The organism is Nocardia nova, from assembly GCF_002933465.1.
In the GTDB taxonomy this organism is placed as follows: domain Bacteria; phylum Actinomycetota; class Actinomycetes; order Mycobacteriales; family Mycobacteriaceae; genus Nocardia; species Nocardia nova_B.
The window spans coordinates 45,371-64,974 of sequence record NZ_PSZE01000024.1 but is presented as its reverse complement, the minus strand read 5'-3'; the positions used below and the strand labels follow the sequence as shown (position 1 = coordinate 64,974).

Genomic DNA, 19,604 nt, shown 5'->3' with positions numbered 1-19,604 from the left:
ACCTGCCGGGCTGTTTGTCGTCGTTTCTTTCAGCTACCCGCGGAACTGATCCGCCGCGGCCGCACGGATCCGCTCAGGCCGCGCAATCCATGCAGATCATCTGCCCGCCGGCCTCGCTGGCGAGTCTGCTGCGGTGATGAACCAGGAAGCAGCTCGAGCAGGTGAACTCGTCGGCCTGCTTCGGGATCACCCGGACCGAGAGCACCTCCTCGGACAGATCCGCGCCGGGAAGCTCGAACGACTCCGCGGTATCGGATTCGTCGATATCCACGACGGCGGACGCGGCCTCGTTGCGACGAGCCTTCAGCTCCTCGAGCGAGTCCTCCGACACTTCGTCGGATTCACTGCGCCTAGGTGCGTCATAGTCGGTTGCCATGTCGTCTTCCCCTCGTCCTTACTCCGTATATCCCGGACCGGCTCCGCCGACGTCGATCCCTGTCGGAATCGCCCGGCAATGCCGCCCCGCCGTGGTGTACGTCACGTGTACACCGCTCGCCGCCCGGCCGGATCACCCTGATCCAGACCGGATCGCGCTCGGTCAACGCAGGACCTGTCCTGGTTGTTCCCGGAATCGCTTCCCTGATTCACATCAGCTGATTCGTATCGGGCCGCCAGACAATAGCGGACGCCGGGGCAAAAGTCGCAATCAAAACTCGAGCGAGTCGAAACCGACGGATAATCGTCACTGCGGCCGCACTGTTGTGGCGATACGCCATCGCTTCGTGCCCGACGGTTCCCAGCCCGTGACCCGATCGCGATCCGGACGGCCGCGCCGATCGTTACCGTCCCGATATCCAGCATCGCCGTAGCCGCCTGTTTCCGCGGCGAACCGGCGCGCAGGTGTCCGCGTGCGCGACTGTCGTCCGCCAACTCGTAAGGTGTGCGTGTGGTTTCACTGATCACCGAAGGCAGCGCGGTCGACAACAAGGGCCGTCCGTTCCTGCGGCGCCGCTACCAGCCGTGGGTCGCACTCATCGCGGTTCTCGCCCTCATCTGCGCAATCGTGTGGATCAAGGCGCTGACCACCGCCGACACCACCCATACCGCGATGGCCTGCAATTCGCCGGCCCCCGCTTCGGATCCGAACTCCCCGCAGCCCGCGCCGCTGGGCGAGGTGGTGTCCCCGTCGCGGCTGCACGATGTGGAGCCGGCGCCGCTGGCTCAGGCCAAGGTGCGGGTGCTCAACGGTTCCGGCCAGCGCGGCCTGGCCGAGCACATCGCGTCCAAGCTCGGTGACTACGGCTTCGCCAGCCCGCCGGCTCCCGTCTTCGGCAACGATCCGGTCTACCTGAACGGCGACCTGGTCTGCACCGGCCAGATCCGCTATGGCGTGAGCGGTCGCCCGGCCGCGGCCGCCGTCCAGCTCGTCGCGCCGTGCGCGGAGCTGATCGAGGATCAGCGCACCGACGACACCGTCGACCTGGCCCTGGGCACGCTGTTCGGCAACGATCTGCAGCCGAGCACCGATGCCGAGGAAGTGTTGCGCGCCTTGAAAAATCCGGCGCCCAACGGCCCGGACGTGGATTCGGCGCTGCTGCAGGCCGCGCGCACCGCCCGCTGCTGAGTTGTGCCGCGCTCACTCCTCCGGGATGGGCGCGGCGACACCGAGCCGGTCGAACAGGTCGGCGAGTTCGTCGGCGATGCCCGCGGCGGCGGCGACGGTCAGCTCCCCCTGCGCGCCCGTGGAGTCCGCGCCGGGCAGCCGCAGGACAGCGCCCGCCTCCGCCGCGATCAGGGCTCCGGCGGCCCAGTCCCACAGATTGAGGCCGTGCTCGTAGTGGGCGTCCACGCGGCCCGCCGCCACCATGCAGAGGTCCAGGGCGGCCGAGCCGATCCGGCGGATGTCGCGGACTCTCGGCAGCAGCTGTGCCACGAGTTCGCCCTGCCGTTCCCGCCGCGCCGCGCCGTAGCCGAAGCCGGTGGCCACCAGAGCCAGCCGGACGGAGTCGATATCGTTGCAGCGCAACGCGATCGGCTCATCGTCGCCGCCGGCCAGGGTGGCGCCCGCGCCCAGTCCGGCGCTGTAGGTCACCCCCCCGGCCACGTCGACGACGGCACCGGCCAGGGAACGGCCGCCGCGCATCGCGGCCACCGATACCGCGTAGGCCGGGATGCCGTACACGAAGTTGACCGTGCCGTCGATCGGATCGACCACCCACACGATCTCATCGGCGGCTCCGAGGCTGCCACCGCCCTCCTCGCCGAGGACCCTCTCCCCCGGGCGTGTCTCGGCCAGCAACGACCGAATCAGCTGCTCCGTTTCGGTGTCGACCACGGTGACCGGATCGGTGGGCGTCGATTTGGTGCGGACCGAGTCGTCCTCGGTGCGCCCCGGGCCGAACACCTCGGGACGGCGGCGGCGGACGTGTGCTGCCGCGGTCTGGGCCAGATAAACTGAAACACGGCGTAATTCGGCGATTTCGACAGGATCGAGGACGGGCGCTTCCGCGATGTCGGCGGGTGAATTCGTCTCGGGCACGGTTTCCATCCGACCACAGATCCGCCCGGACTCGCATCCGCGCGGTCGCGGCCACGGGCGCGTCGCGCGGTGTAACGTGCCGCTGGCACCTTCATCGGCCTAAGACCACAGGGAACGAGGAGTTCGCGATGTCCGCTCGGGGGCAAGCATTCGGAATAGATATCGGGGGTAGCGGGGTGAAGGGCGCGGTCGTCGACCTCGCCACCGGCGACCTCGCCCACGAACGGATCAAGATCTCCACGCCCCACCCGGCCACCCCGAACGCCATCGCCGAAACCGTCGCCAAACTCGTCACCCAGGCCGACTGGGACGGCCCGGTCGGGCTCACCCTGCCCAGCGTGGTGGTCAACGGCATCGCCCGCACCGCCGCCAACATCGACAAGAGCTGGATCGACACCGACGCCCGTCAGCTGTTCTCGCTGGCGCTGGGCGGACGCGACGTCGTGGTGCTCAACGACGCCGACGCTGCGGGCCTGGCCGAGGACCGCTACGGCGCGGCCCGCAACATCGACGGCCTGGTGATGCTGTTGACATTCGGCACCGGTATCGGCTCGGCGCTGCTGAACCACGGCGTCCTGGTGCCCAACACCGAACTGGGCCACATCGAGGTGCACGGCAAGGAGGCCGAGCACCGGGCCGCGTCGTCGGTGAAGGAACGAAAGAATCTGTCGTACAAGGAGTGGGCCGCCGAGGTGACGAAGGTACTGGTCACCCTGGAGGACCTGTTCTGGCCGACGGTCTTCGTCGCCGGCGGCGGGATCAGTCGCGATGCCGAGCACTGGATCCCGTTGCTGGCCAATCGGACTCCGGTTGCGGCCGCCCATCTGCGCAACACCGCGGGGATCGTGGGCGCCGCGATGGCCGTGGATAGCGGGATCGCGCCGTGAGCACTCGTTGCCGATAGTTACAATGGAACGAGACCGGCGGTGAGCCGGAAAACAACCCCGGCACGTAGAGCCGGGTTCAACCCCGACAGAACCGCTCCGCCGGATGTTTACTCTGGCGTGACGCCGCACGAGACCGTCACGAAAGGGCGTACGTGGTAGCCACGAATACCCGACAGACCGCCGAATCGGCCGACGCTGCCGACTCCGCAGAAGGCACCGCAGCACGGCCGGTCCGCAAGGCTGCCGCGAAGAAGGCCCCGGCCAAGAAGGTCGCCGCGAAGAAGGCCCCCGCCAAGAAAGCGGGAGTCAAAGCTGCAAAGAAAGCGCCCGTCAAGAAGGCCACCACGAAGAAGGCGGCCCCCGGCGCGGACAACGAAGCCGACGAGCATCTCGACGACGAGTCGCTGGAACTCGACGACCTCGGTGATCTGGAGGTCTCCGAGGACGATCTGAGCGACGAGGGCGAAGATCTGGTCGAAGAGGCCGCCGAGGACGAAGAGGCCGAAGCCGAGGACGAGGAAGCCGACGAGCCCTCGGAGAAGGACAAGGCCTCCGGCGATTTCGTCTGGGACGAAGAGGAATCCGAGGCCCTGCGCCAGGCCCGCAAGGATGCCGAGCTCACCGCGTCCGCGGACTCGGTGCGCGCCTACCTCAAGCAGATCGGCAAGGTCGCGCTGCTGAACGCGGAGGAGGAGGTCGAACTCGCCAAGCGGATCGAGGCCGGTCTCTACGCCACCGAGAAGCTGCGCGAATTCGCCGACAAGGGCGAGAAGCTGCCGGTGGCCACCCGCCGCGATCTGCAGTGGATCATGCGTGACGGCAACCGCGCCAAGAACCACCTGCTCGAGGCCAACCTGCGTCTGGTCGTCTCGCTGGCCAAGCGCTACACCGGCCGCGGCATGGCGTTCCTGGACCTGATCCAGGAGGGCAACCTGGGTTTGATCCGCGCGGTGGAGAAGTTCGACTACACCAAGGGCTACAAGTTCTCCACGTACGCCACCTGGTGGATCCGGCAGGCCATCACCCGTGCGATGGCCGACCAGGCCCGCACCATCCGTATTCCGGTGCACATGGTGGAGGTCATCAACAAGCTGGGCCGCATCCAGCGCGAGCTGCTGCAGGACCTGGGTCGCGAGCCCACGCCCGAAGAGCTCGCCAAGGAAATGGACATCACGCCGGAGAAGGTCCTCGAGATCCAGCAGTACGCGCGTGAGCCCATCTCGCTGGACCAGACCATCGGTGACGAGGGCGATTCCCAGCTGGGCGACTTCATCGAGGATTCCGAGGCGGTTGTCGCGGTCGACGCGGTGAGCTTTACTCTGCTGCAGGATCAGCTGCAGTCGGTGCTGGAAACGCTGTCCGAGCGTGAGGCGGGCGTGGTCCGGCTGCGCTTCGGTCTCACCGACGGCCAGCCGCGCACCCTCGACGAGATCGGCCAGGTCTACGGGGTCACCCGTGAGCGCATCCGCCAGATCGAGTCGAAGACGATGAGCAAGCTGCGCCACCCGAGCCGGTCCCAGGTGCTGCGCGACTACCTGGACTGATATCCGCACCACCGACGATGCCGCCGAGGTTCCGCCTCGGCGGCATCGTCATTATGTCCGGCATGTCCGGCGCATTACCGCGACGGCCCCATAGGGTGGGCTGTCGTGGATCAGTTGGTGTTGGTTTTCGTGCTGGCGTTCGCGACGATACTGGCGCAGCCGCTGGGCCGGCGGATCGGTTTGGCGCCCGCGGTGCTGATGACGGTCTTCGGGCTCGTCATGGCGGTGCTGCCGTTCGTGCCGAATATCGCGCTGGCGCCCGACCTGATCCTCCCGCTCGTCCTGCCGCCGCTGCTCTACGCCTCGGCGCGGCGCACCTCCTGGCAGCAGTTCGCGTCCAACGCGGGGGCGATCCTGTTACGGGCGGTCGGTCTGGTGGTGGCCACCGCGGCCGCCGTCGCCGCGATCTTCCATCTCTGGTATCCGGCGCTGCCGGTGGGCACGGCGTTCGTCCTGGGCGCGGTGGTGGCGCCGCCGGATCCGGTGGCGGTGAGCGCGATGGCGGACCGACTGGGCCTGCCGCGGCGTCTGGTTGCGGTGCTCGAGGGTGAGGGCCTGTTCAACGACGTGACCGCGGTGGTGATCTACGACGTCGCGGTGCAGGCGGTGGTGACCGGACAATTCTCCGCCTGGCGGACAGCGGCCGGCTTCGTGATCTCGGCGGTGGTGGCGGTGGCGGTCGGACTCGCGCTCGGCTGGGCCGGCAGTGCACTGATGCGGAGGCTGACGGAGGCGCCGTGGCAGGTTGCTCTCGGCTTGCTGCTCCCGTTCGCCGCCTACGGCCTGGCCGAGGCCGCACACGGTTCGGCGGTGCTCGCGGTCCTGGTCTGCGCGCTGTATCTCACCGATGCCGCAACGGATTTCAGCGATGTGGGATACCGGATCGTCGGCGATTCGTTTTGGGACGTGCTCGACATGCTGGTCACCGGATTCGCCTTCGGACTGGTGGGACTGGAACTGAGCACGGTGCTCGCCACCACCGGACCGAACTGGCCGCGCCTGCTCGGCGGGGCGGCCGCGGTGGTCGGCGTGGTGGTCGGCCTGCGGCTGCTGTGGCTGCTCGCCAGTACCGCGCTGTTTCGCGGATGGTGGCGGCGCCGGCGCGTGGACGAGCCGTACACCTGGCGCGAAACCGTGGTCACTTGGTGGGCCGGCATGCGCGGCGTGGTGACCGTCGCGCTGGCGCTGGCCTTGCCGCTGACCACCGATTCGGGCGCGGACTTCCCCGGCCGCACCGAGGTCCTGTTCATCGCGTTCGTCGTGGTGCTGTTCACGCTGCTGTTGCAGGGTCCCACGCTGCCCCTGGTCGCTCGCTGGACCGGGGTGAAGGCCGATACCGAGGTCGAGCGAGCCATGGAGCGACAGCTGTGGACGCGGATACTGCGCGCGGAACTGGCCCGGCTGGAGGAGATCGCCGACAACGAGGATCTGCCCGACGAGGTGTATCAGCGGCTGCGCGACACCGTGGAACGCCGGTTGATGCGCGCCGACCCGGAGGCGGCCGACGCCGCCGACGGCGCTAAATCGGTCGAGCACGCCATGCGGCTGACCGGCAAATTGCGCATGATCAGCCACGACGTGCTCGAGGCCGGGCGCGGTGAGGCTCTGGCCGCCCGGCGCGAACCGGGTATGCCGCCGGATCTGGTGGACCGGGTGATGCGGCGACTGGATCTGCGCCCGCCGCCGCTGCTGTGAGGTAGCGGGACCCGCGCGGCGGTCGGGACCAGCTGTTCCTGCAGGTCGGCATCACCGATACCCACGAACCGGATCTGTCGCGTATCCGTGGGCAGCGCGCGAGCCGATACCGGCCCAGCAGCGCGGAGTCCGAATCCCCGGCGACGGGGTCGTTCGCTGGCGAGGAGGACGCCGCCGAGGAGACGCTCCGGCACCGCCGGTAGCTGCCGCCGGCCGGCAGCGCCCGCGCACTGCGGTGACCGCACAGCTCACCCGTGGGAACCGCCGCGAGGCGAACCTGTGACACCGGATTGCGCGGGTCGGTGGGCGGACCGGCTCGGCGCGGGCGACACTGGCATACGTGGCGTCTTCCGCTTTGAATCACTACCAGTCCCCGTGGACCCGGACTCTCGACCTCGACACCGGGCGGCGGCAACTGCTGGACTGGTGGCGCGGCCCGGATCGGATCTACCGGACCGGGAAGTCGGTCCACGATCATCTGGCCAGTGCGCCCGCCTCCTGCGCCTACGCGTTCACACTGTTCGTCACCTGGTGGACGCTACGCGGGATCAGCGATATCGCCGGGCACCGCCTGATCCTGTCGGCCTCGACGAATCTGCACAATATGCGCCGCGAGCCGGTGCAGGTGCTGGTCGCTTCGGCGTTCTGGACCGACGGCGGATTTCCGTGGGTGATCATCATCGGATTCCTGACGGTGATGGCCTTCGCCGAGCGCTGGCTGGGGACGTTGCGCTGGATCATGGTCTTCGCCTGCGGCCACGTCGGCGCCTCGATGATCGTGGTCACCGGCATCGCCTTCGCGGTGCGCCACGAGCTGATTCCGCTGCGCATCGCGGTGGCCTCCGACGTGGGGGCCTCCTACGGCTTCACCGCGGTGCTGGCCGCGCTGAGCTTCCATCTGCGCGGCACACCCCGTGCCGTGTGGCCGCTGGGGTTGCTGGCCTGGTTCGGCTTCGCCGCCTGGCACGGGCGCACGTTCACCGATTACGGCCACCTGACTGCACTGGTCATCGGCTTCGTGGTCGCCGCGATCGCGGTGGCGTTGTCGCGACGGCTCGAGCGGATCCGCGACCAGCGCCCCGCCGACACCCGCCGCGCACCGGGCGATACCGCACCCCGGCCGATCGACCATCCCGCGGCAGCCCTGGTGCGCGAGAACGAGCCCTCAGCCGACGGCCGGAGCGAGCCGACGCTGCATTGAGCGCACCACGGGTTCGACCACACGCGCCGCGACCGGTCCGAGGATCGCCATCAGCAAGACGTAGGCCGAGGCCAGCGCCGCCAGCTTGCCCGGTACCGCACCCACCGAAACGGCAAGTCCCGCAATGACGATCGAGAATTCACCGCGTGCCACCAACGCCGCACCGGCGCGCGCCCGGCCGAGACGGCCGATACCCTGCCGCTTGGCCGCGTACCAGCCGGTGGCGATCTTGGTCAGGGTGGTGATCACGGCCAGCAGCACCGCCCAGCCCAGGACCTGGGGGATTTTCCCCGGATCGGTGCTGAGGCCGAAGGCGACGAAGAAGATGGCGGCGAACAGATCCCGCAGGGGTTCCAGCAGTTTCGCGGCGCTCTGGGCGGTGGATCCGGAGATCGCGATGCCCAGCAAGAACGCGCCGACCGCGGCCGAAACGTTCAGCGCCGAGGCGACGCCCGCCACCAGCAGCGCCGCCCCCAGCAACTGCAGCAAAAACACCTCGCGATCCTTGCTGTCCACGATCGAGGACACGAAGCGCCCGTAGCGCAGCGCGATGACGAGCACCACCGTGATCACGAGCAGGGCGATCGCCAGCGAGCGCAATCCAGCCAGCCAACCGACCCCGGCAAGGATGGTGGTCAGGATCGGCAGGTAGATCGCCATCGCCAGATCCTCGAACACCAGAACCGACAGGACAACCGGCGTCTCCCGGTTACCGAGCCGTCCGAGATCGTTGAGCACCTTCGCCGCGATGCCGGAGGACGAGATGTAGGTGACGCCGGCGAGTGTGATAGCGCCGGTCGGTCCCCAGCCGAGCAGCAGCGCCACCACTGCCCCGGGCGTGGCGTTCAGCACGATGTCGAGCAGACCCGCGAGCCAGGACTTGCGCATGCCCGACATCAGTTCCGGCGCGGTGTATTCCAGGCCCAGCAGCAACAGCAGCAGCACGACGCCGATTTCGCCTGCGAGATGGCCGAATTCGGAGGCAGCCTTGACGGTGAGCACACCGCCGTCGCCGAAGGCCAGGCCGCCGAGGAGGTAGAGCGGGATCGGGGACATGCCGAAACGCCCTGCGACGCGCCCCAGGACACCGAGGGCGAACAGGACCGCTCCGAGCTCGAACAGGGCTAGTGCGGTCGACTCCACCGGCTCACCCGCCGGTCAGAATCTCGAGCGCCTCGTCGAGGCCCTGCGGGGTTCCGACCACGACCAGCAGGTCGCCCGCGACGAGCACGAAGTCCGGACCGGGCGAGGGATAAATCTGCCCGGCCCGCATCACGGCGACGATCGACGCCTTGGTGCGGGTGCGCATGCGGGTGTCGCCGAGCGCACGCCCCGAATACGGGGATTCGTCACCGATCGGGAGCTGGCGGGTCGTGATGCCCGGCAGATCGCGATGATCGTCCTTGAGCTTCTCCACCAACTGCGGTGCGCCCAGCAGATTGGCGAGTACGGCCGCCTCGTCGACGGTCAGCGGCACCTGGGCGGCGCAGTCGTCGGGATCCTCGTGTTTGGCGACGATGAGGTCGATACCACCGTCCCGACGCGCGACAACTCCGATCCGGCGTCCGGACCGCGCCTCGAAGTCCTTGCGGACGCCAATCCCGGGCAGCTGTGTCACATCGACGTTCACGAAATCCAGCCTAGATCAAGCACTTCGAGAGGCCGGCCACTGATCCGGATCGGCTGTAAGTGCCGGAAATGTCCCTTTTTCATCAGGGAGATAATAACTGGTGCGCACCACCGCCGTGACGGGGAGTGGGCCGTAGAGGTGCGGAAAGCGCATCGAACCCGGATCGTCGGCCACACCCGGCTCCCAGCGCAGCGGCGCGCTCAGGCGGGTGAGGTCGATCCAGAGCAGCAGCATATCGTCGCGCCCGGCGAACAACCGGTTCGCCGGCAGATGCACCTGGTGCGGCGCGGACAGATGAAGGAACCCCTCGGTCTCCAGCGAGGGTGCCACACGTTCGCCGATTCGCTGCGCCTGCTCCCATTCCGCGGGCGTACAGAGATGAACCAGCATGCGCCCGTTGGTGTTTTCGGTATTCGCGGCGGCGGGGGCAACATTGTCGGCAGTCACGGCTGCACCATACCCAGCGTGGCGCGCGCGACCCGCCGAACAGAACGAAGCGGACGGTTGATTGAGCGGTTGATTGTCGGTGGGCGCGGGTAATCTGCGAGCAGACAACTGGATCGGCCTTTTTCCGAAGTGTTGAACCACAGGTGGTGAACCGAGGTTCCCAAGGATGGCCATGGTGTTCGCCCACAGCGAAATACCTGGTCATGTTAGGGAAAACACATACAAACATCTTCGGGAACAAAGCCCCCGTCCCGAACGTCTGACAGAGTAGTCATCAGCCACTGCTGGGAAGTAGCGGTAGCGAGCCCGCGGAAGGGACCGCGGGCCCCACACCAGGTGAACGGCTTTCTGCGCCGGGAGCCAGGACGGAGGAGTCATGCCAGGAACACTGACAAGCACCCCACTGACTGCGGTCGATCGTTGCGACCGCTGCGGCGCGGCCGCGCGCGTGCGCGCGACACTTCCCGCCGGTGGCGAGTTGCTCTTCTGCCAGCACCACGCGAACGAGCACATGGAGCGTCTGCGCGAACTGGAGGCAGTCATCGATACCGAGTCGGCACCGGCACTGTAGGCCGGCTCCTCACGTCCCCTGTCAGCCAAGGGCGGCCTCCGGGCCGCCCTTTTCGTGTCTCAGATCACAGGCGCTGGGGTGCCAGCCCGTCCAGCAGGCGGGCCAGTCCGTACTCGAAGGCACCCTCGGGATCCCCGGGGGCCTGATACTGCTCCCCCACCGCGCTGCCCACCCGCTCCGCCAGCGGAAACCACTGCCCCGTCATGGCCTCGGTGAGAACCGGCCCGTGCGCCTCCCACCACCGCGCATCGCTCATCTCCTCGGCGCCGCGCCGGGCCGCGACCGCCGTGCGAGCATTGCCGGTGGCGAAGTCCGACAGCACAGCAATGGTCCGATCCATGTCGATATCGGACAGCCCCGAACCTTCCAGCGCCCCCAGCTGCCGTTCGTAGCGTCGCAGCCGCCCCGGACCCAGATCCAGCCGCCACGGCGGTACCTCCAGTAGCCACGGATGGGTGAGCAGTTCCGCGCGCACACCGCGAGCAATGGCCGCCAGACGCTCACGCAGGGGTGCGGCCGGGTCGAGCGGCACGTCCTCGCCGGCCACCCAGTCGACCATCGCGATGATCAGCGCCTGCTTGTCCGGGACGTAGGTGTAAAGACTCATCGGCCGCAGCCCGAGCGCCGCCGCCACCGCCCGGACGGAGACCGCGCAGTAACCGTCGCGGTCGGCGATCCGGACCGCGGTGCGAATCACCTCGTCCACCTCGACCGTCTGCTTCGGCCCGCGCACGCCCGGGCGGGCCGGAAGTTCGCGGCGCCACAGCAGGGCGATCACCTGTCGCGCCCGGTCGGAGGCTGATTTCTGGGCCACAACGCTCCTCGGGGAATCCATTACACCGTACGGGGTTATAATACTCCGTACGGCATACGTAGATAAGCGAGGGTCCTCTGCACACGACACACGCGACCTATCTGCCCGACCGCCATGCGTTCGCCCTGTGGAACTGGGACGGCGCGGCCACCGAAGCCCCGCCACCCGGTGTGCGCGATACCGTCCGGCTCGCCCTCCCGGATCCCGGCGGCACCGCTATCGGGGTGAGCGAGGTGGCCTGCACCGTGGTCGACGGCGACCGACTCGGCGGGGTCGAGGTGGGCCGCGCCGGTTCCTCACTGTCGGCCTGGCAGCGCGTCGCACGAGAGGCAGGCGGGCCGGAGCTGTTGCCCGCCGCCGCCCACGCCGTACCCAATGCCGCGGCCACCGCGATCATCTCCGCCGACCGAGCGGTGCGGGCCTACCGTGAGACCGAGGGCATCGTGCGGGCGTTGCGCGAACCGCTGCACACGCGGTTGCGGCCCTATCAGGCGCGCGGGATCTCCTGGCTGCACCGCACGACCGCCGACTACGGCGGCGCGGTGCTCGCCGACGAGATGGGACTGGGAAAGACCGTGCAGGCCATCGGCTTTCTTCTCGGACGCGCCGCATCCGGCCCGCAAGTGGTGGTCTGTCCGACCTCGCTGGTCGGCAACTGGATACACGAGATCACCCGCTTCGCGCCCGGACTGCGCCCGCTCGCCTGGCGCGGCGGCGAACTCGGCGAGCCCGGGCCCGATGCGGTGCTCGTCATCGGATATCCGACGCTGCGCGGCCACGGGCCGGCACTGACCGATATCGACTGGGCCACCGCGATATTCGACGAGGCGCAAGTGCTGAAGAATCCCCGCACACAGGTCTCACGAGCGGCGCGCGCCGTGTCCGCGCGAGCGCGGGTCGCCTTGACCGGCACGCCCGTGGAGAACCATCTCGACGAACTCTGGGCACTGCTCAATCTGGTCACGCCCGCGGCGTTCACACACAAGGCGCAGTTCCGGCGGCGCTTCGTCCGTCCCATCGAGGAGGGTTCCACCGCCGCCGTGCAGCGACTGCACGACACCATCGAGCCGATCGTGCTGGCCCGCCGCAAGATTCAGGTGGCCGCGACCTTGCCGCCGAAGATCCACACCGACCTGGTCTGCGATCTGACCGCGGAACAACAGCGCCTCTACGACGAACTGCTCGACCGCGCCGAGGCCGACGGATTCGGTGTGGGCGCCGAACGCAACGCGCGCGTCCTGGCCGCGCTGACCGCCCTGAAGCAGGTGTGCAACCATCCCGGGCTGGTCACCGGCGATCTCGACGAACTCAGTGGGCGTAGCGGAAAATTCGACGTCTGCTCCGATATCCTCGCCAACAACCTCGAACTGGACTGCCCGACATTGGTTTTCACCCAGTATCGGCGCACCGGGGAGTTACTGGCACGCCACTGCGCCGAGCGGTTCGGAGTCGAGGCGCCGGTATTCCACGGCGGTCTGTCGCAGGGCGAACGCGGTGCGATCGTCACCGCTTTCCAGAGCGCTCACGGCCCGCCGATCCTGATATTGAGCCTGCGAGCCGCCGGAACCGGCCTGACCCTGACCCGCGGCGCGGACGTGGTGCACTACGACCGCTGGTGGAATCCCGCGGTCGAAGCGCAGGCGTCGGACCGCGCACACCGCATCGGGCAGACCCGCCCGGTCACGATCACCACACTGACCAGCGCTACCACCGTCGAGGAACATATCGCCGGCATGCACGATCGCAAATCCGCGCTGGCCGGACTCGGCGCCGGCGACGGACGTTCGGCGGTGGCCGGGCTGGCCCGGTTGGACGACGACCACCTCTTGGCCGTATTGCGCCGGAAGCGAGGTAATTGACATGCCCGACAGCGAATTCGGTTACACGCCATGGGGTATGGGGTGGGTGCGGCTGGCGGAGCCGATCCGGACGGCACGCCCCGAGCCGCTGCTGCCCCGTGCACGCAGTATCGCCCGCAACGGCGGCGTGCACCTGAAGATCGACGGCACCACGGTCGCTGCGCACATCCATCGTGGCGGGCAGGCATCGGTGACGCTGCTGGAGATCGCACCGCTGCCGGCGTCCGTAGTGAGCGCCATGGCCGCGCACATCCCCGCGCAGCTGGTCCAGCTCACCGATGAGGTGCACGCCGCCCTCACCGCCGCCGGCCTGGCCCCGATACCGCGACTCGGTGCGACCGACTGCTCGTGTTCGGCCCGCAACCCACGCTGCCTGCACCTGCTGGCCAGCTGCTATGCCCTCGCCCGAGCTGTGGACGAGAACCCTTGGCTGTCACTGGATCTGCAGGGCTACCGGTCCGGGGGCGCGGCGGAAAGCGGAACGGCGGACGCCCCGCCCGCGCGGTGGACACCGCTCGATTCTCTCGACCCCGCTACGTTTTTCACCGGCGTGCCGACGGGTGAGCGAGTGCGGCGACGCTCCTCCACCGGTTAGGCGGCGCCGCTGCCGTCCGGCTCGGGGCAGGCACCGTCGTGCGGACCCGCACAGTCCGGCCCGCACGACGGGAGTTCAGGCGTTGGTGCCGCCGTCGACGGTGAGGGTCGCACCGGTCAGGCGGGCGCCGGACGGGCCGGCGAGGAAGGCGACGACACCCGCGACGTCGTCGGCCTCGCCGAACCGGCCGAGTGCCGAATGCCGTAGCTGGTTTTCGGCCTGGGACGACGCGGCCGGATTCATATCGGTGTCCGTGGAGCCCGGCTGTACCAGGTTGACCGTGATCCCGCGCGGACCCAGTTCCCGTGCGAGGGCTCGGGTGAATCCGTTGAGTGCGGATTTGCTCAGGTTGTAGAGCGTCAGCCCCTCGAACAACGCGCGTTCGGACAGGTTCGACCCGATGCTGATGATGCGCCCGCCGCGATCCATGTACGCCAACGCGGCCTGTGCCGCGACGAAAGCGGCGCGGGCGTGGATGTGCAGCGCCTCGTCGATCTCGGCAACGGTGAAGTCGGTGAACGGCCTGGCCGGGAAGATGCCCGCGTTGTTGACCAGGATGTCGACCCCACCCAGTTCCGCGGCGGTGCGATGGACCGCCGCGGCGACCTGCGCGGCATCGGCGCTGTCGGCTCGCACCGCGATCGCGCGCCGCCCGAGAGCCCGGATATCGGCGGCCACCGCCTCGGCCGACCGGGCCGCGCCGCGGTAGGTCAGCGCCACATCCATGCCGTCGGCGGCCAGGCGCCGCGCGATCGCGGCGCCGATGCCCCGGCTTCCTCCGGTCACAAGAGCCACGGCGGTCGACTCGCTCATCTGCACTCCAATTCTGTGTTGATCAATATAAAAATAGACAAGCAGTTCGGCAGACGGGCGTCAAGAGATATATTTAGTGATCGACACAGAAAGAGGATTCGATGGCCGAACGCGGACGACCGCGCGGATTCGATCGCGACTTCGCGCTGCGGCGCGCCATGGAAGTGTTCTGGGAACACGGCTACGAAGGCGCCGCGATGAGCGATCTGACGTCCGCGATGGGGATCAATTCCCCCAGTCTGTACGCCGCCTTCGGATGCAAGGAGCAATTGTTCCGTGAAGCCGTCGAGCTCTACGGCCGCACCGAAGGCGGATACACCGCCCGTGCGCTGCAGACCGCGCCGACCGCTCGCGCGGCCGTCGAGGCGATGCTGCGCGACAACGCGGCCGCCTACTGCGACCCCGCCACGCCGCGCGGATGTTTGGTGGTGGTCGCGGGCAATACGGCGGGCCCCCGCCACGGCGCCGTCCGCGATCTGCTCGCCGAACGCCGTCGCCACACCACCGAGGCGGTGCGGCAGCGACTAGAGCGCGGCGTTCACGACGGCGATCTGCCGGCCGACACCGACATCGACGGTCTCGCCGATTTCTACACCGCCGTGCTGTTCGGACTGTCGGTGCAAGCCGGTGACGGCGTGGACCTGCACCGGCTCGGCCGGACCATCGACCGGGCACTGCAGGCATGGCCGGAATCGACCCGCATAGAACAGCGCTGAAGCCGCAGCGTGCTACATGCGCCGCAGTGCCGCGATGCGCTGAGACAGCTGATCGGCGGTCGCCAGCGCTGTCGGCGGCCCGCCGCACTCGCGCCGGAGCTCGCCGTGGATCACCCCGTGCGGCTTACCGGTGCGGTGATGATGCATGGCGACCAGCGAGTTGAGTTCGCGCCGCAGCTCCCCCAGCCGATCGGCGGTCGCGACGCGTTCAGCCGCCGCCGCCGCGGAGGGGCCGGCGTCGGGCGCCTCGGCCACCGAGACGGCGGCGCTGCGTTCGCGGATCTGGCGGCTCTGGCGGTCGCGCAGCAGGGCGCGCATCTGATCGGCGTCCAGAAGGCCCGGAATGCCGAGGTAGTCGGCCTCCTCGTCGCTACCGGAGAACGTCGCGGTGCCGAACGAGTCGCCGTCGTAGATCACCTGATCCAGTTCGGCATCGGCCGCCAGCGCGACGAAGGCGCGTTCCTCCTCGCCCGGTTCGTCCTTCTGCTTGTTGGCGTCGATCAGCAGCTCGTCGTCGAGGGCGTTCTTCTCCCGATGCGGTTTGCCGATGACGTGGTCGCGCTGCACCTCGAGCTGGGCGGCCAGATCGAGCAGCACCGGCACCGACGGCAGAAAGACGCTCGCGGTCTCCCCGGTCCGGCGCGCACGCACGAAACGGCCGATGGCCTGGGCGAAATACAGCGGGGTCGACGCGCTGGTGGCGTAGACGCCGACGGCCAGGCGCGGCACGTCCACACCTTCGGACACCATGCGCACGGCGACCATCCACGGGTCGGTGTTGTTGCTGAACTCCCCGATCCGCTGGGAGGAGGTGGGGTCGTCGGAGAGGACCACCGCCGGTTTACTGCCCGAAATATGTTCCAGCAGTTCGGCGTAATCGCGGGCCTTCTCCTGATCGGTCGCGATCACCAGGCCACCCGCGTCGGGTATGCCGGTGGCCCGCAGCTGCCGCAGCCGGGTGTCGGCGGCGGTCAGCACCTTCGACATCCAGTCACCGGCCGGATCGAGGGCAGTGCGCCAGGCGCGTGCGGTCTGTTCGGCGCTCAGCGGTTCGCCCAGCCGGGCGGAGTACTCCTCGCCCGCGCTGTCGCGCCACTGCGCCTCACCGGAGTAGGCGAGGAAGACCACCGGCCGGACCACACCGTCGGCCAGGGCCTCGGAATAGCCGTAGGTGTAGTCGGCACTCGACCGCGGAAATCCGGACTCGTCCGGTTCGTAGTTGACGAACGGAATCTGCGAATCGTCACTGCGGAAGGGGGTACCGGTGAGCGCCAGGCGGCGGGTGGCGTCGCCGAACGCCTCGGCCACCGCATCACCCCAGCTCTTGGCGTCACCGGCGTGGTGGATCTCGTCGAGAATTACCAGGGTCCGGCGATTCTCGGTCCGCACCCGGTGCTTGAACGGGTGCGAGGCGACCTGGGCGTAGGTGACCACGACGCCGTGGAAATCGCCGGAGGTGCCTCCGGTGCTGTTGGAGAAGTTCGAATCCAGCTGAATGCCGATCCGTGCCGCCGCCGCCGACCACTGATGCTTGAGATGTTCGGTGGGCGCGACCACGGTGACCTGGTCGACGGTGCGGTCGGTGAGCAGTTCGGTCGCCAGCCGCAGCGCGAACGTCGTCTTACCCGCCCCGGGCGTGGCCACGGCCAGGAAGTCGCGTGGTTTGGTCGTCAGATATCTGGTGAGTGCTCTGCGCTGCCATGCTCGTAACGAACCGCCACCACCCGAAGTCACTCGACAGAGAGTAGCGACCGGCACCGACACCTAGCCAATTCGACACCACCTCATCTGCCCGGAATCCGATGGCCGCCCGGCTCACCTCGCAGATCACCGCGGGCCTGTGCGACAGAACACTGACGACACGTTCACCGCCCGTTGCTGCCGTCGCGCCCTCGGTGGGCAATGCTGTACTGACGATGTGTTCCGACCGACCGGCCTCGACCTCCGGCGCAGCGCGATCCCGGCAGCGGCTGCGCGGTCGAGTCGTGGCCGCGCTCCGGCGCATCTGGCGAGTGATCACGCGAGTCGCCGAGAAGGCGTGGGCGGATTCGATCTTCGCCAAATCCGCCGCCGCCGCGTTCTGGCAGACCCTCTCGCTGGCGCCGCTGCTACTCGGACTGCTGGGCAGTATCGGTTATGTCGGCGGCCTGTTCGGTCCCGACACCGTCCACATCGTGGAGGGCAAGATCGTCAGCTTCAGCCGCAATCTGTTCAGCGCCAACGTCGTCGACGAGATGATCGCGCCGACCGTGCGCGACGTGCTGCAGCGCGGCCGCGGGGCGGTGGTCTCGGTGGGGTTCGTGCTGTCGCTGTGGGCGGGGTCCTCGGCCATGGCGACCTTCGTCGATTCCATCGTCGCCGCGCACGGCCAGGCCGATGCCCGCCATCCGGTCTGGCAGCGCATCTTCGCGCTCGGGTTGTATCTGCTGTTCCTGGTGGCGGCGGTGTTCGTGCTGCCGCTGGTGGCGTTGGGCCCGACCCTGATCGGCCGCGCGCTGCCGCCGAACTGGCGCGAACCCGGGTTACGCCTGATCGACAACTTCTACTATCCGGCGGCCGGACTGCTGCTCATCGTCGGCCTGACCACGTTGTACAAGCTGGCGCTGCATCGGTCGCTGCCGTGGCACCGGCTCTTCGGCGGGGCCCTGGTGGCCGGCATCTTCTTCATGGCGGCCAGCGACATCCTGCGCCGCTACCTGACCTACGCGGCGCGCGCCGGCGTCAGTTACGGGGCACTCGCGACGCCGATCGCCTTCCTGCTCTTCACGTTCTTCCTGGCCTTCGCGGTGATCCTGGGCGCGGAATTCAACGCCACCGTGCAGGAGTTCTGGCCGGCCCGCGCGACCCGGTTCGAACAGTTCAAACAGTGGTGGGCCCGGCGCAAGCACCGGCACGACGGCCGTGGCGACGAGAACGAGACCGCGGGGAGCGAAGCCGAGCCACCCGCGGATCTGCCGTGGACTGAGCTCGGTGACCCGCGAGCCGCGAAGGCGCAGCACTCGGAGAATCCCCAGAACTCGGAAGACCCCCAGCACTCTGAAGACCCCCAGCACTCTGAAGACCCCCAGCACTCGGAAGACCCCCGACACCCGGAGCGCCCCCAGCACGCGCGACATTCGGAGGGTGCGCCGTCGACCAGGCAGTCCGACGAGCCCGCCGGTGGTTCCGCCTACCACGCCGACACCCGCCCACCGTCCGTCCGCGATCAGGGCCGGATCCGCCCCGCCGGATAGCCGCACCGGCGATGATCGAGCCATCGATGGACGTCGGTAAGCCGGTCCGCTCGCTCGATGCCGTTCGGCGCGTCGCCTACTCGCCGGCGCGCGCAACGGGTGGTCGCGGAAGAAGTCCCAGCGGATCCGGTTCGCGCTGATCGCTGTCGTGGTGCGGCCGACCAGCGGTTCGGGGAATCCACCCCCCATCGACAGCGCGGTCACAGCGCGGTCACATAGACGCGGCGTTCGTCCACGCACCGGGTGGCTTCGACATGTGTCAGCACTTCGGACAAGTAGGCGATATCGGCGCTGTGCAGAGCGAAATCCCATCGCGGCAGACCGGATTGGTCCAGCTGCGGCATGACCGTCGCGAATCCGTTCGCCATGCCGAAGGCGCCCCGGCCCGTGCCGACGTACTCGAGTGCGGCCGGTTCCAGATAGCTGTGCAGATCGACCAGCGGCAGCGGCACGGTGGCGGCGGGGACGTCGAGAATGTAGGTCCCGGATTTCCCGGCCGCCGCGAAGTTCTCATTCGAGGTGCCGGTGGGATGCCGCGCCGAACATCCCGGCGACGGCCGCGCCGCCACATTCTCCGGCTCGCCGGCGCGGGCGGTGGTCGCGGTCGAGAAAAGCGGCAGCCGTCACGAGAGCCGCCACGAGGCAGGAGACGGTGCGAAACCACCGGGACGTCGCGATTTTCGTACACTGCCCACCTCGCGGAAAACATCGTTCTCGTCAGGGAGAACAATGATCAAACAAGCGGGGCGGACGCAGACGCAGACGAACGAGACAGCCGGAAACCGCCGCTGGCCTCGATCCCTCCTGCGGCTCGATCCTTCCTGCGGCTCAGTCCTTCTTCATCATTTCGTAGATGCGCTTGCAGTCCGGGCAGACCGGCGAGCCGGGCTTGGCCGAGCGCGTCACCGGGAACACCTCGCCGCACAGCGCCACCACATGGGTGCCCATGACGGCGCTTTCGGCGATCTTGTCCTTCTTCACGTAGTGGAAGTATTTGGGAGTATCGCTGTCGGTCGTCTCGTCGGTGGTCGTATCCGGACGAACCAGGGTGTCGGTGCTCACCTCATCGATTCTGCCATCGCCGCGCGAGGGTGGTGAGCGGGTGTCGCCAACCTCATCG

General features: G+C 68.4%; 20 protein-coding genes. 10 read left to right on the top strand and 10 right to left on the bottom strand.

Going from position 1 to position 19,604, the window contains the following annotated elements; genetic code table 11:
* Positions 1 to 73: 73 nt before the first annotated feature.
* Complete coding sequence (locus tag C5E41_RS24510) at positions 74 to 376, bottom strand: DUF4193 domain-containing protein (RefSeq protein ID WP_025351469.1); 303 nt, start codon at positions 374 to 376, stop codon at positions 74 to 76.
* Positions 377 to 886: 510 nt separating this feature from the next.
* On the opposite strand from C5E41_RS24510, the gene cei reads away from it, so the two are divergent.
* Entirely contained in the window at positions 887 to 1,564 is a 678-nt protein-coding gene (gene cei, locus C5E41_RS24505; protein WP_104378142.1) for an envelope integrity protein Cei, read from the top strand.
* Positions 1,565 to 1,576: 12 nt separating this feature from the next.
* On the opposite strand, the gene C5E41_RS24500 is transcribed toward cei, so the two are convergent.
* Positions 1,577 to 2,488: an inositol monophosphatase family protein gene (locus tag C5E41_RS24500; protein WP_104378105.1), complete on the bottom strand. Its 912-nt coding sequence runs from the start codon at positions 2,486 to 2,488 to the stop codon at positions 1,577 to 1,579.
* A 119-nt stretch (positions 2,489 to 2,607) separates the two neighbouring features.
* On the opposite strand from C5E41_RS24500, the gene ppgK reads away from it, so the two are divergent.
* The 4 genes from ppgK (at position 2,608) to C5E41_RS24480 (ending at position 7,806) form a co-directional block, all read left to right on the top strand.
* Positions 2,608 to 3,366 carry a polyphosphate--glucose phosphotransferase gene (ppgK, locus tag C5E41_RS24495; protein WP_030517222.1) on the top strand — a complete coding sequence of 253 codons (759 nt, stop codon included), beginning with the start codon at positions 2,608 to 2,610 and terminating at the stop codon, positions 3,364 to 3,366.
* Between the two features lie 152 nt (positions 3,367 to 3,518).
* Positions 3,519 to 4,910: an RNA polymerase sigma factor gene (locus C5E41_RS24490; RefSeq protein WP_104378104.1), complete on the top strand. Its 1,392-nt coding sequence runs from the start codon at positions 3,519 to 3,521 to the stop codon at positions 4,908 to 4,910.
* Positions 4,911 to 5,015: 105 nt separating this feature from the next.
* Complete coding sequence (locus C5E41_RS24485; protein WP_104378103.1) at positions 5,016 to 6,605, top strand: Na+/H+ antiporter; 1,590 nt, start codon at positions 5,016 to 5,018, stop codon at positions 6,603 to 6,605.
* Positions 6,606 to 6,945: 340 nt separating this feature from the next.
* Positions 6,946 to 7,806, top strand: coding sequence for a rhomboid-like protein (locus C5E41_RS24480; RefSeq protein WP_181063403.1), 861 nt, complete (start codon positions 6,946 to 6,948; stop codon positions 7,804 to 7,806).
* Here C5E41_RS24480 and C5E41_RS24475 read toward each other — a convergent pair.
* From C5E41_RS24475 to C5E41_RS24465, 3 genes are read right to left on the bottom strand one after another with little or no spacing between them, the layout of a single operon-like run.
* Positions 7,771 to 8,949 (bottom strand): cation:proton antiporter, encoded by a 1,179-nt coding sequence (locus C5E41_RS24475; RefSeq protein WP_104378102.1) that lies wholly within the window; start codon positions 8,947 to 8,949, stop codon positions 7,771 to 7,773. The two genes, C5E41_RS24480 and C5E41_RS24475, sit on opposite strands and share 36 nt — an antisense overlap.
* Positions 8,950 to 8,953: 4 nt before the next feature.
* The gene (locus C5E41_RS24470) at positions 8,954 to 9,436 is read right to left on the bottom strand and encodes a cation:proton antiporter regulatory subunit (protein WP_104378101.1); all 483 of its coding nucleotides are present in this window, start codon (positions 9,434 to 9,436) and stop codon (positions 8,954 to 8,956) included.
* A gap of 15 nt (positions 9,437 to 9,451) precedes the next feature.
* Positions 9,452 to 9,826 carry a DUF952 domain-containing protein gene (locus C5E41_RS24465; RefSeq protein ID WP_104378141.1) on the bottom strand — a complete coding sequence of 125 codons (375 nt, stop codon included), beginning with the start codon at positions 9,824 to 9,826 and terminating at the stop codon, positions 9,452 to 9,454.
* A gap of 433 nt (positions 9,827 to 10,259) precedes the next feature.
* Here C5E41_RS24465 and C5E41_RS24460 point away from each other — a divergent pair, with 433 nt between their 5' ends.
* Positions 10,260 to 10,454, top strand: a complete 195-nt coding sequence (locus tag C5E41_RS24460; protein WP_030517230.1) for a DUF7455 domain-containing protein — start codon at positions 10,260 to 10,262, stop codon at positions 10,452 to 10,454.
* A 64-nt stretch (positions 10,455 to 10,518) separates the two neighbouring features.
* Here C5E41_RS24460 and C5E41_RS24455 read toward each other — a convergent pair whose 3' ends face one another.
* Positions 10,519 to 11,289, bottom strand: coding sequence for a TetR/AcrR family transcriptional regulator (locus C5E41_RS24455; RefSeq protein WP_104378100.1), 771 nt, complete (start codon positions 11,287 to 11,289; stop codon positions 10,519 to 10,521).
* A gap of 149 nt (positions 11,290 to 11,438) precedes the next feature.
* Between C5E41_RS24455 and C5E41_RS24450 the strand changes: the two genes are divergently transcribed.
* Both C5E41_RS24450 and C5E41_RS24445 read left to right on the top strand, forming a co-directional pair.
* Entirely contained in the window at positions 11,439 to 13,127 is a 1,689-nt protein-coding gene (locus tag C5E41_RS24450) for a DEAD/DEAH box helicase (protein WP_308706096.1), read from the top strand.
* A 1-nt stretch (position 13,128) separates the two neighbouring features.
* Positions 13,129 to 13,722, top strand: coding sequence for an SWIM zinc finger family protein (locus C5E41_RS24445; RefSeq protein ID WP_104378098.1), 594 nt, complete (start codon positions 13,129 to 13,131; stop codon positions 13,720 to 13,722).
* A 75-nt stretch (positions 13,723 to 13,797) separates the two neighbouring features.
* Here the strand turns inward: C5E41_RS24445 and C5E41_RS24440 are convergent, their stop codons facing one another.
* Positions 13,798 to 14,535: an SDR family oxidoreductase gene (locus tag C5E41_RS24440; protein ID WP_104378097.1), complete on the bottom strand. Its 738-nt coding sequence runs from the start codon at positions 14,533 to 14,535 to the stop codon at positions 13,798 to 13,800.
* Between the two features lie 101 nt (positions 14,536 to 14,636).
* Here C5E41_RS24440 and C5E41_RS24435 point away from each other — a divergent pair, with 101 nt between their 5' ends.
* Entirely contained in the window at positions 14,637 to 15,251 is a 615-nt protein-coding gene (locus tag C5E41_RS24435; protein ID WP_104378096.1) for a TetR/AcrR family transcriptional regulator, read from the top strand.
* A 12-nt stretch (positions 15,252 to 15,263) separates the two neighbouring features.
* Here the strand turns inward: C5E41_RS24435 and C5E41_RS24430 are convergent, their stop codons facing one another.
* The gene (locus C5E41_RS24430) at positions 15,264 to 16,985 is read right to left on the bottom strand and encodes a DEAD/DEAH box helicase (protein WP_258081223.1); all 1,722 of its coding nucleotides are present in this window, start codon (positions 16,983 to 16,985) and stop codon (positions 15,264 to 15,266) included.
* A gap of 182 nt (positions 16,986 to 17,167) precedes the next feature.
* On the opposite strand from C5E41_RS24430, the gene C5E41_RS24425 reads away from it, so the two are divergent.
* The gene (locus tag C5E41_RS24425; RefSeq protein ID WP_104378139.1) at positions 17,168 to 18,484 is read left to right on the top strand and encodes a YihY/virulence factor BrkB family protein; all 1,317 of its coding nucleotides are present in this window, start codon (positions 17,168 to 17,170) and stop codon (positions 18,482 to 18,484) included.
* A 200-nt stretch (positions 18,485 to 18,684) separates the two neighbouring features.
* On the opposite strand, the gene C5E41_RS24420 is transcribed toward C5E41_RS24425, so the two are convergent.
* Together C5E41_RS24420 and C5E41_RS24415 are read right to left on the bottom strand one after the other, a co-directional pair.
* Positions 18,685 to 19,053, bottom strand: a complete 369-nt coding sequence (locus C5E41_RS24420) for a hypothetical protein (RefSeq protein WP_104378095.1) — start codon at positions 19,051 to 19,053, stop codon at positions 18,685 to 18,687.
* 259 nt (positions 19,054 to 19,312) lie between these two features.
* Entirely contained in the window at positions 19,313 to 19,546 is a 234-nt protein-coding gene (locus C5E41_RS24415; protein WP_062962406.1) for a DUF3039 domain-containing protein, read from the bottom strand.
* Positions 19,547 to 19,604: the final 58 nt, after the last annotated feature.

Excerpts from the sequence above, each read along its gene's own strand:
- C5E41_RS24445 (WP_104378098.1), top strand. The coding sequence starts at position 13,129 with ATGCCCGACAGCGAATTCGGTTACACGCCATGGGGTATGGGGTGGGTG.
- C5E41_RS24435 (WP_104378096.1), top strand. The coding sequence starts at position 14,637 with ATGGCCGAACGCGGACGACCGCGCGGATTCGATCGCGACTTCGCGCTG.
- C5E41_RS24460 (WP_030517230.1), top strand. The coding sequence starts at position 10,260 with ATGCCAGGAACACTGACAAGCACCCCACTGACTGCGGTCGATCGTTGC.
- ppgK (WP_030517222.1), top strand. The coding sequence starts at position 2,608 with ATGTCCGCTCGGGGGCAAGCATTCGGAATAGATATCGGGGGTAGCGGG.
- C5E41_RS24465 (WP_104378141.1), bottom strand. The coding sequence starts at position 9,826 with ATGCTGGTTCATCTCTGTACGCCCGCGGAATGGGAGCAGGCGCAGCGA.
- C5E41_RS24440 (WP_104378097.1), bottom strand. The coding sequence starts at position 14,535 with ATGAGCGAGTCGACCGCCGTGGCTCTTGTGACCGGAGGAAGCCGGGGC.
- C5E41_RS24425 (WP_104378139.1), top strand. The coding sequence starts at position 17,168 with ATGTGTTCCGACCGACCGGCCTCGACCTCCGGCGCAGCGCGATCCCGG.
- C5E41_RS24455 (WP_104378100.1), bottom strand. The coding sequence starts at position 11,289 with ATGGATTCCCCGAGGAGCGTTGTGGCCCAGAAATCAGCCTCCGACCGG.
- C5E41_RS24510 (WP_025351469.1), bottom strand. The coding sequence starts at position 376 with ATGGCAACCGACTATGACGCACCTAGGCGCAGTGAATCCGACGAAGTG.
- C5E41_RS24500 (WP_104378105.1), bottom strand. The coding sequence starts at position 2,488 with ATGGAAACCGTGCCCGAGACGAATTCACCCGCCGACATCGCGGAAGCG.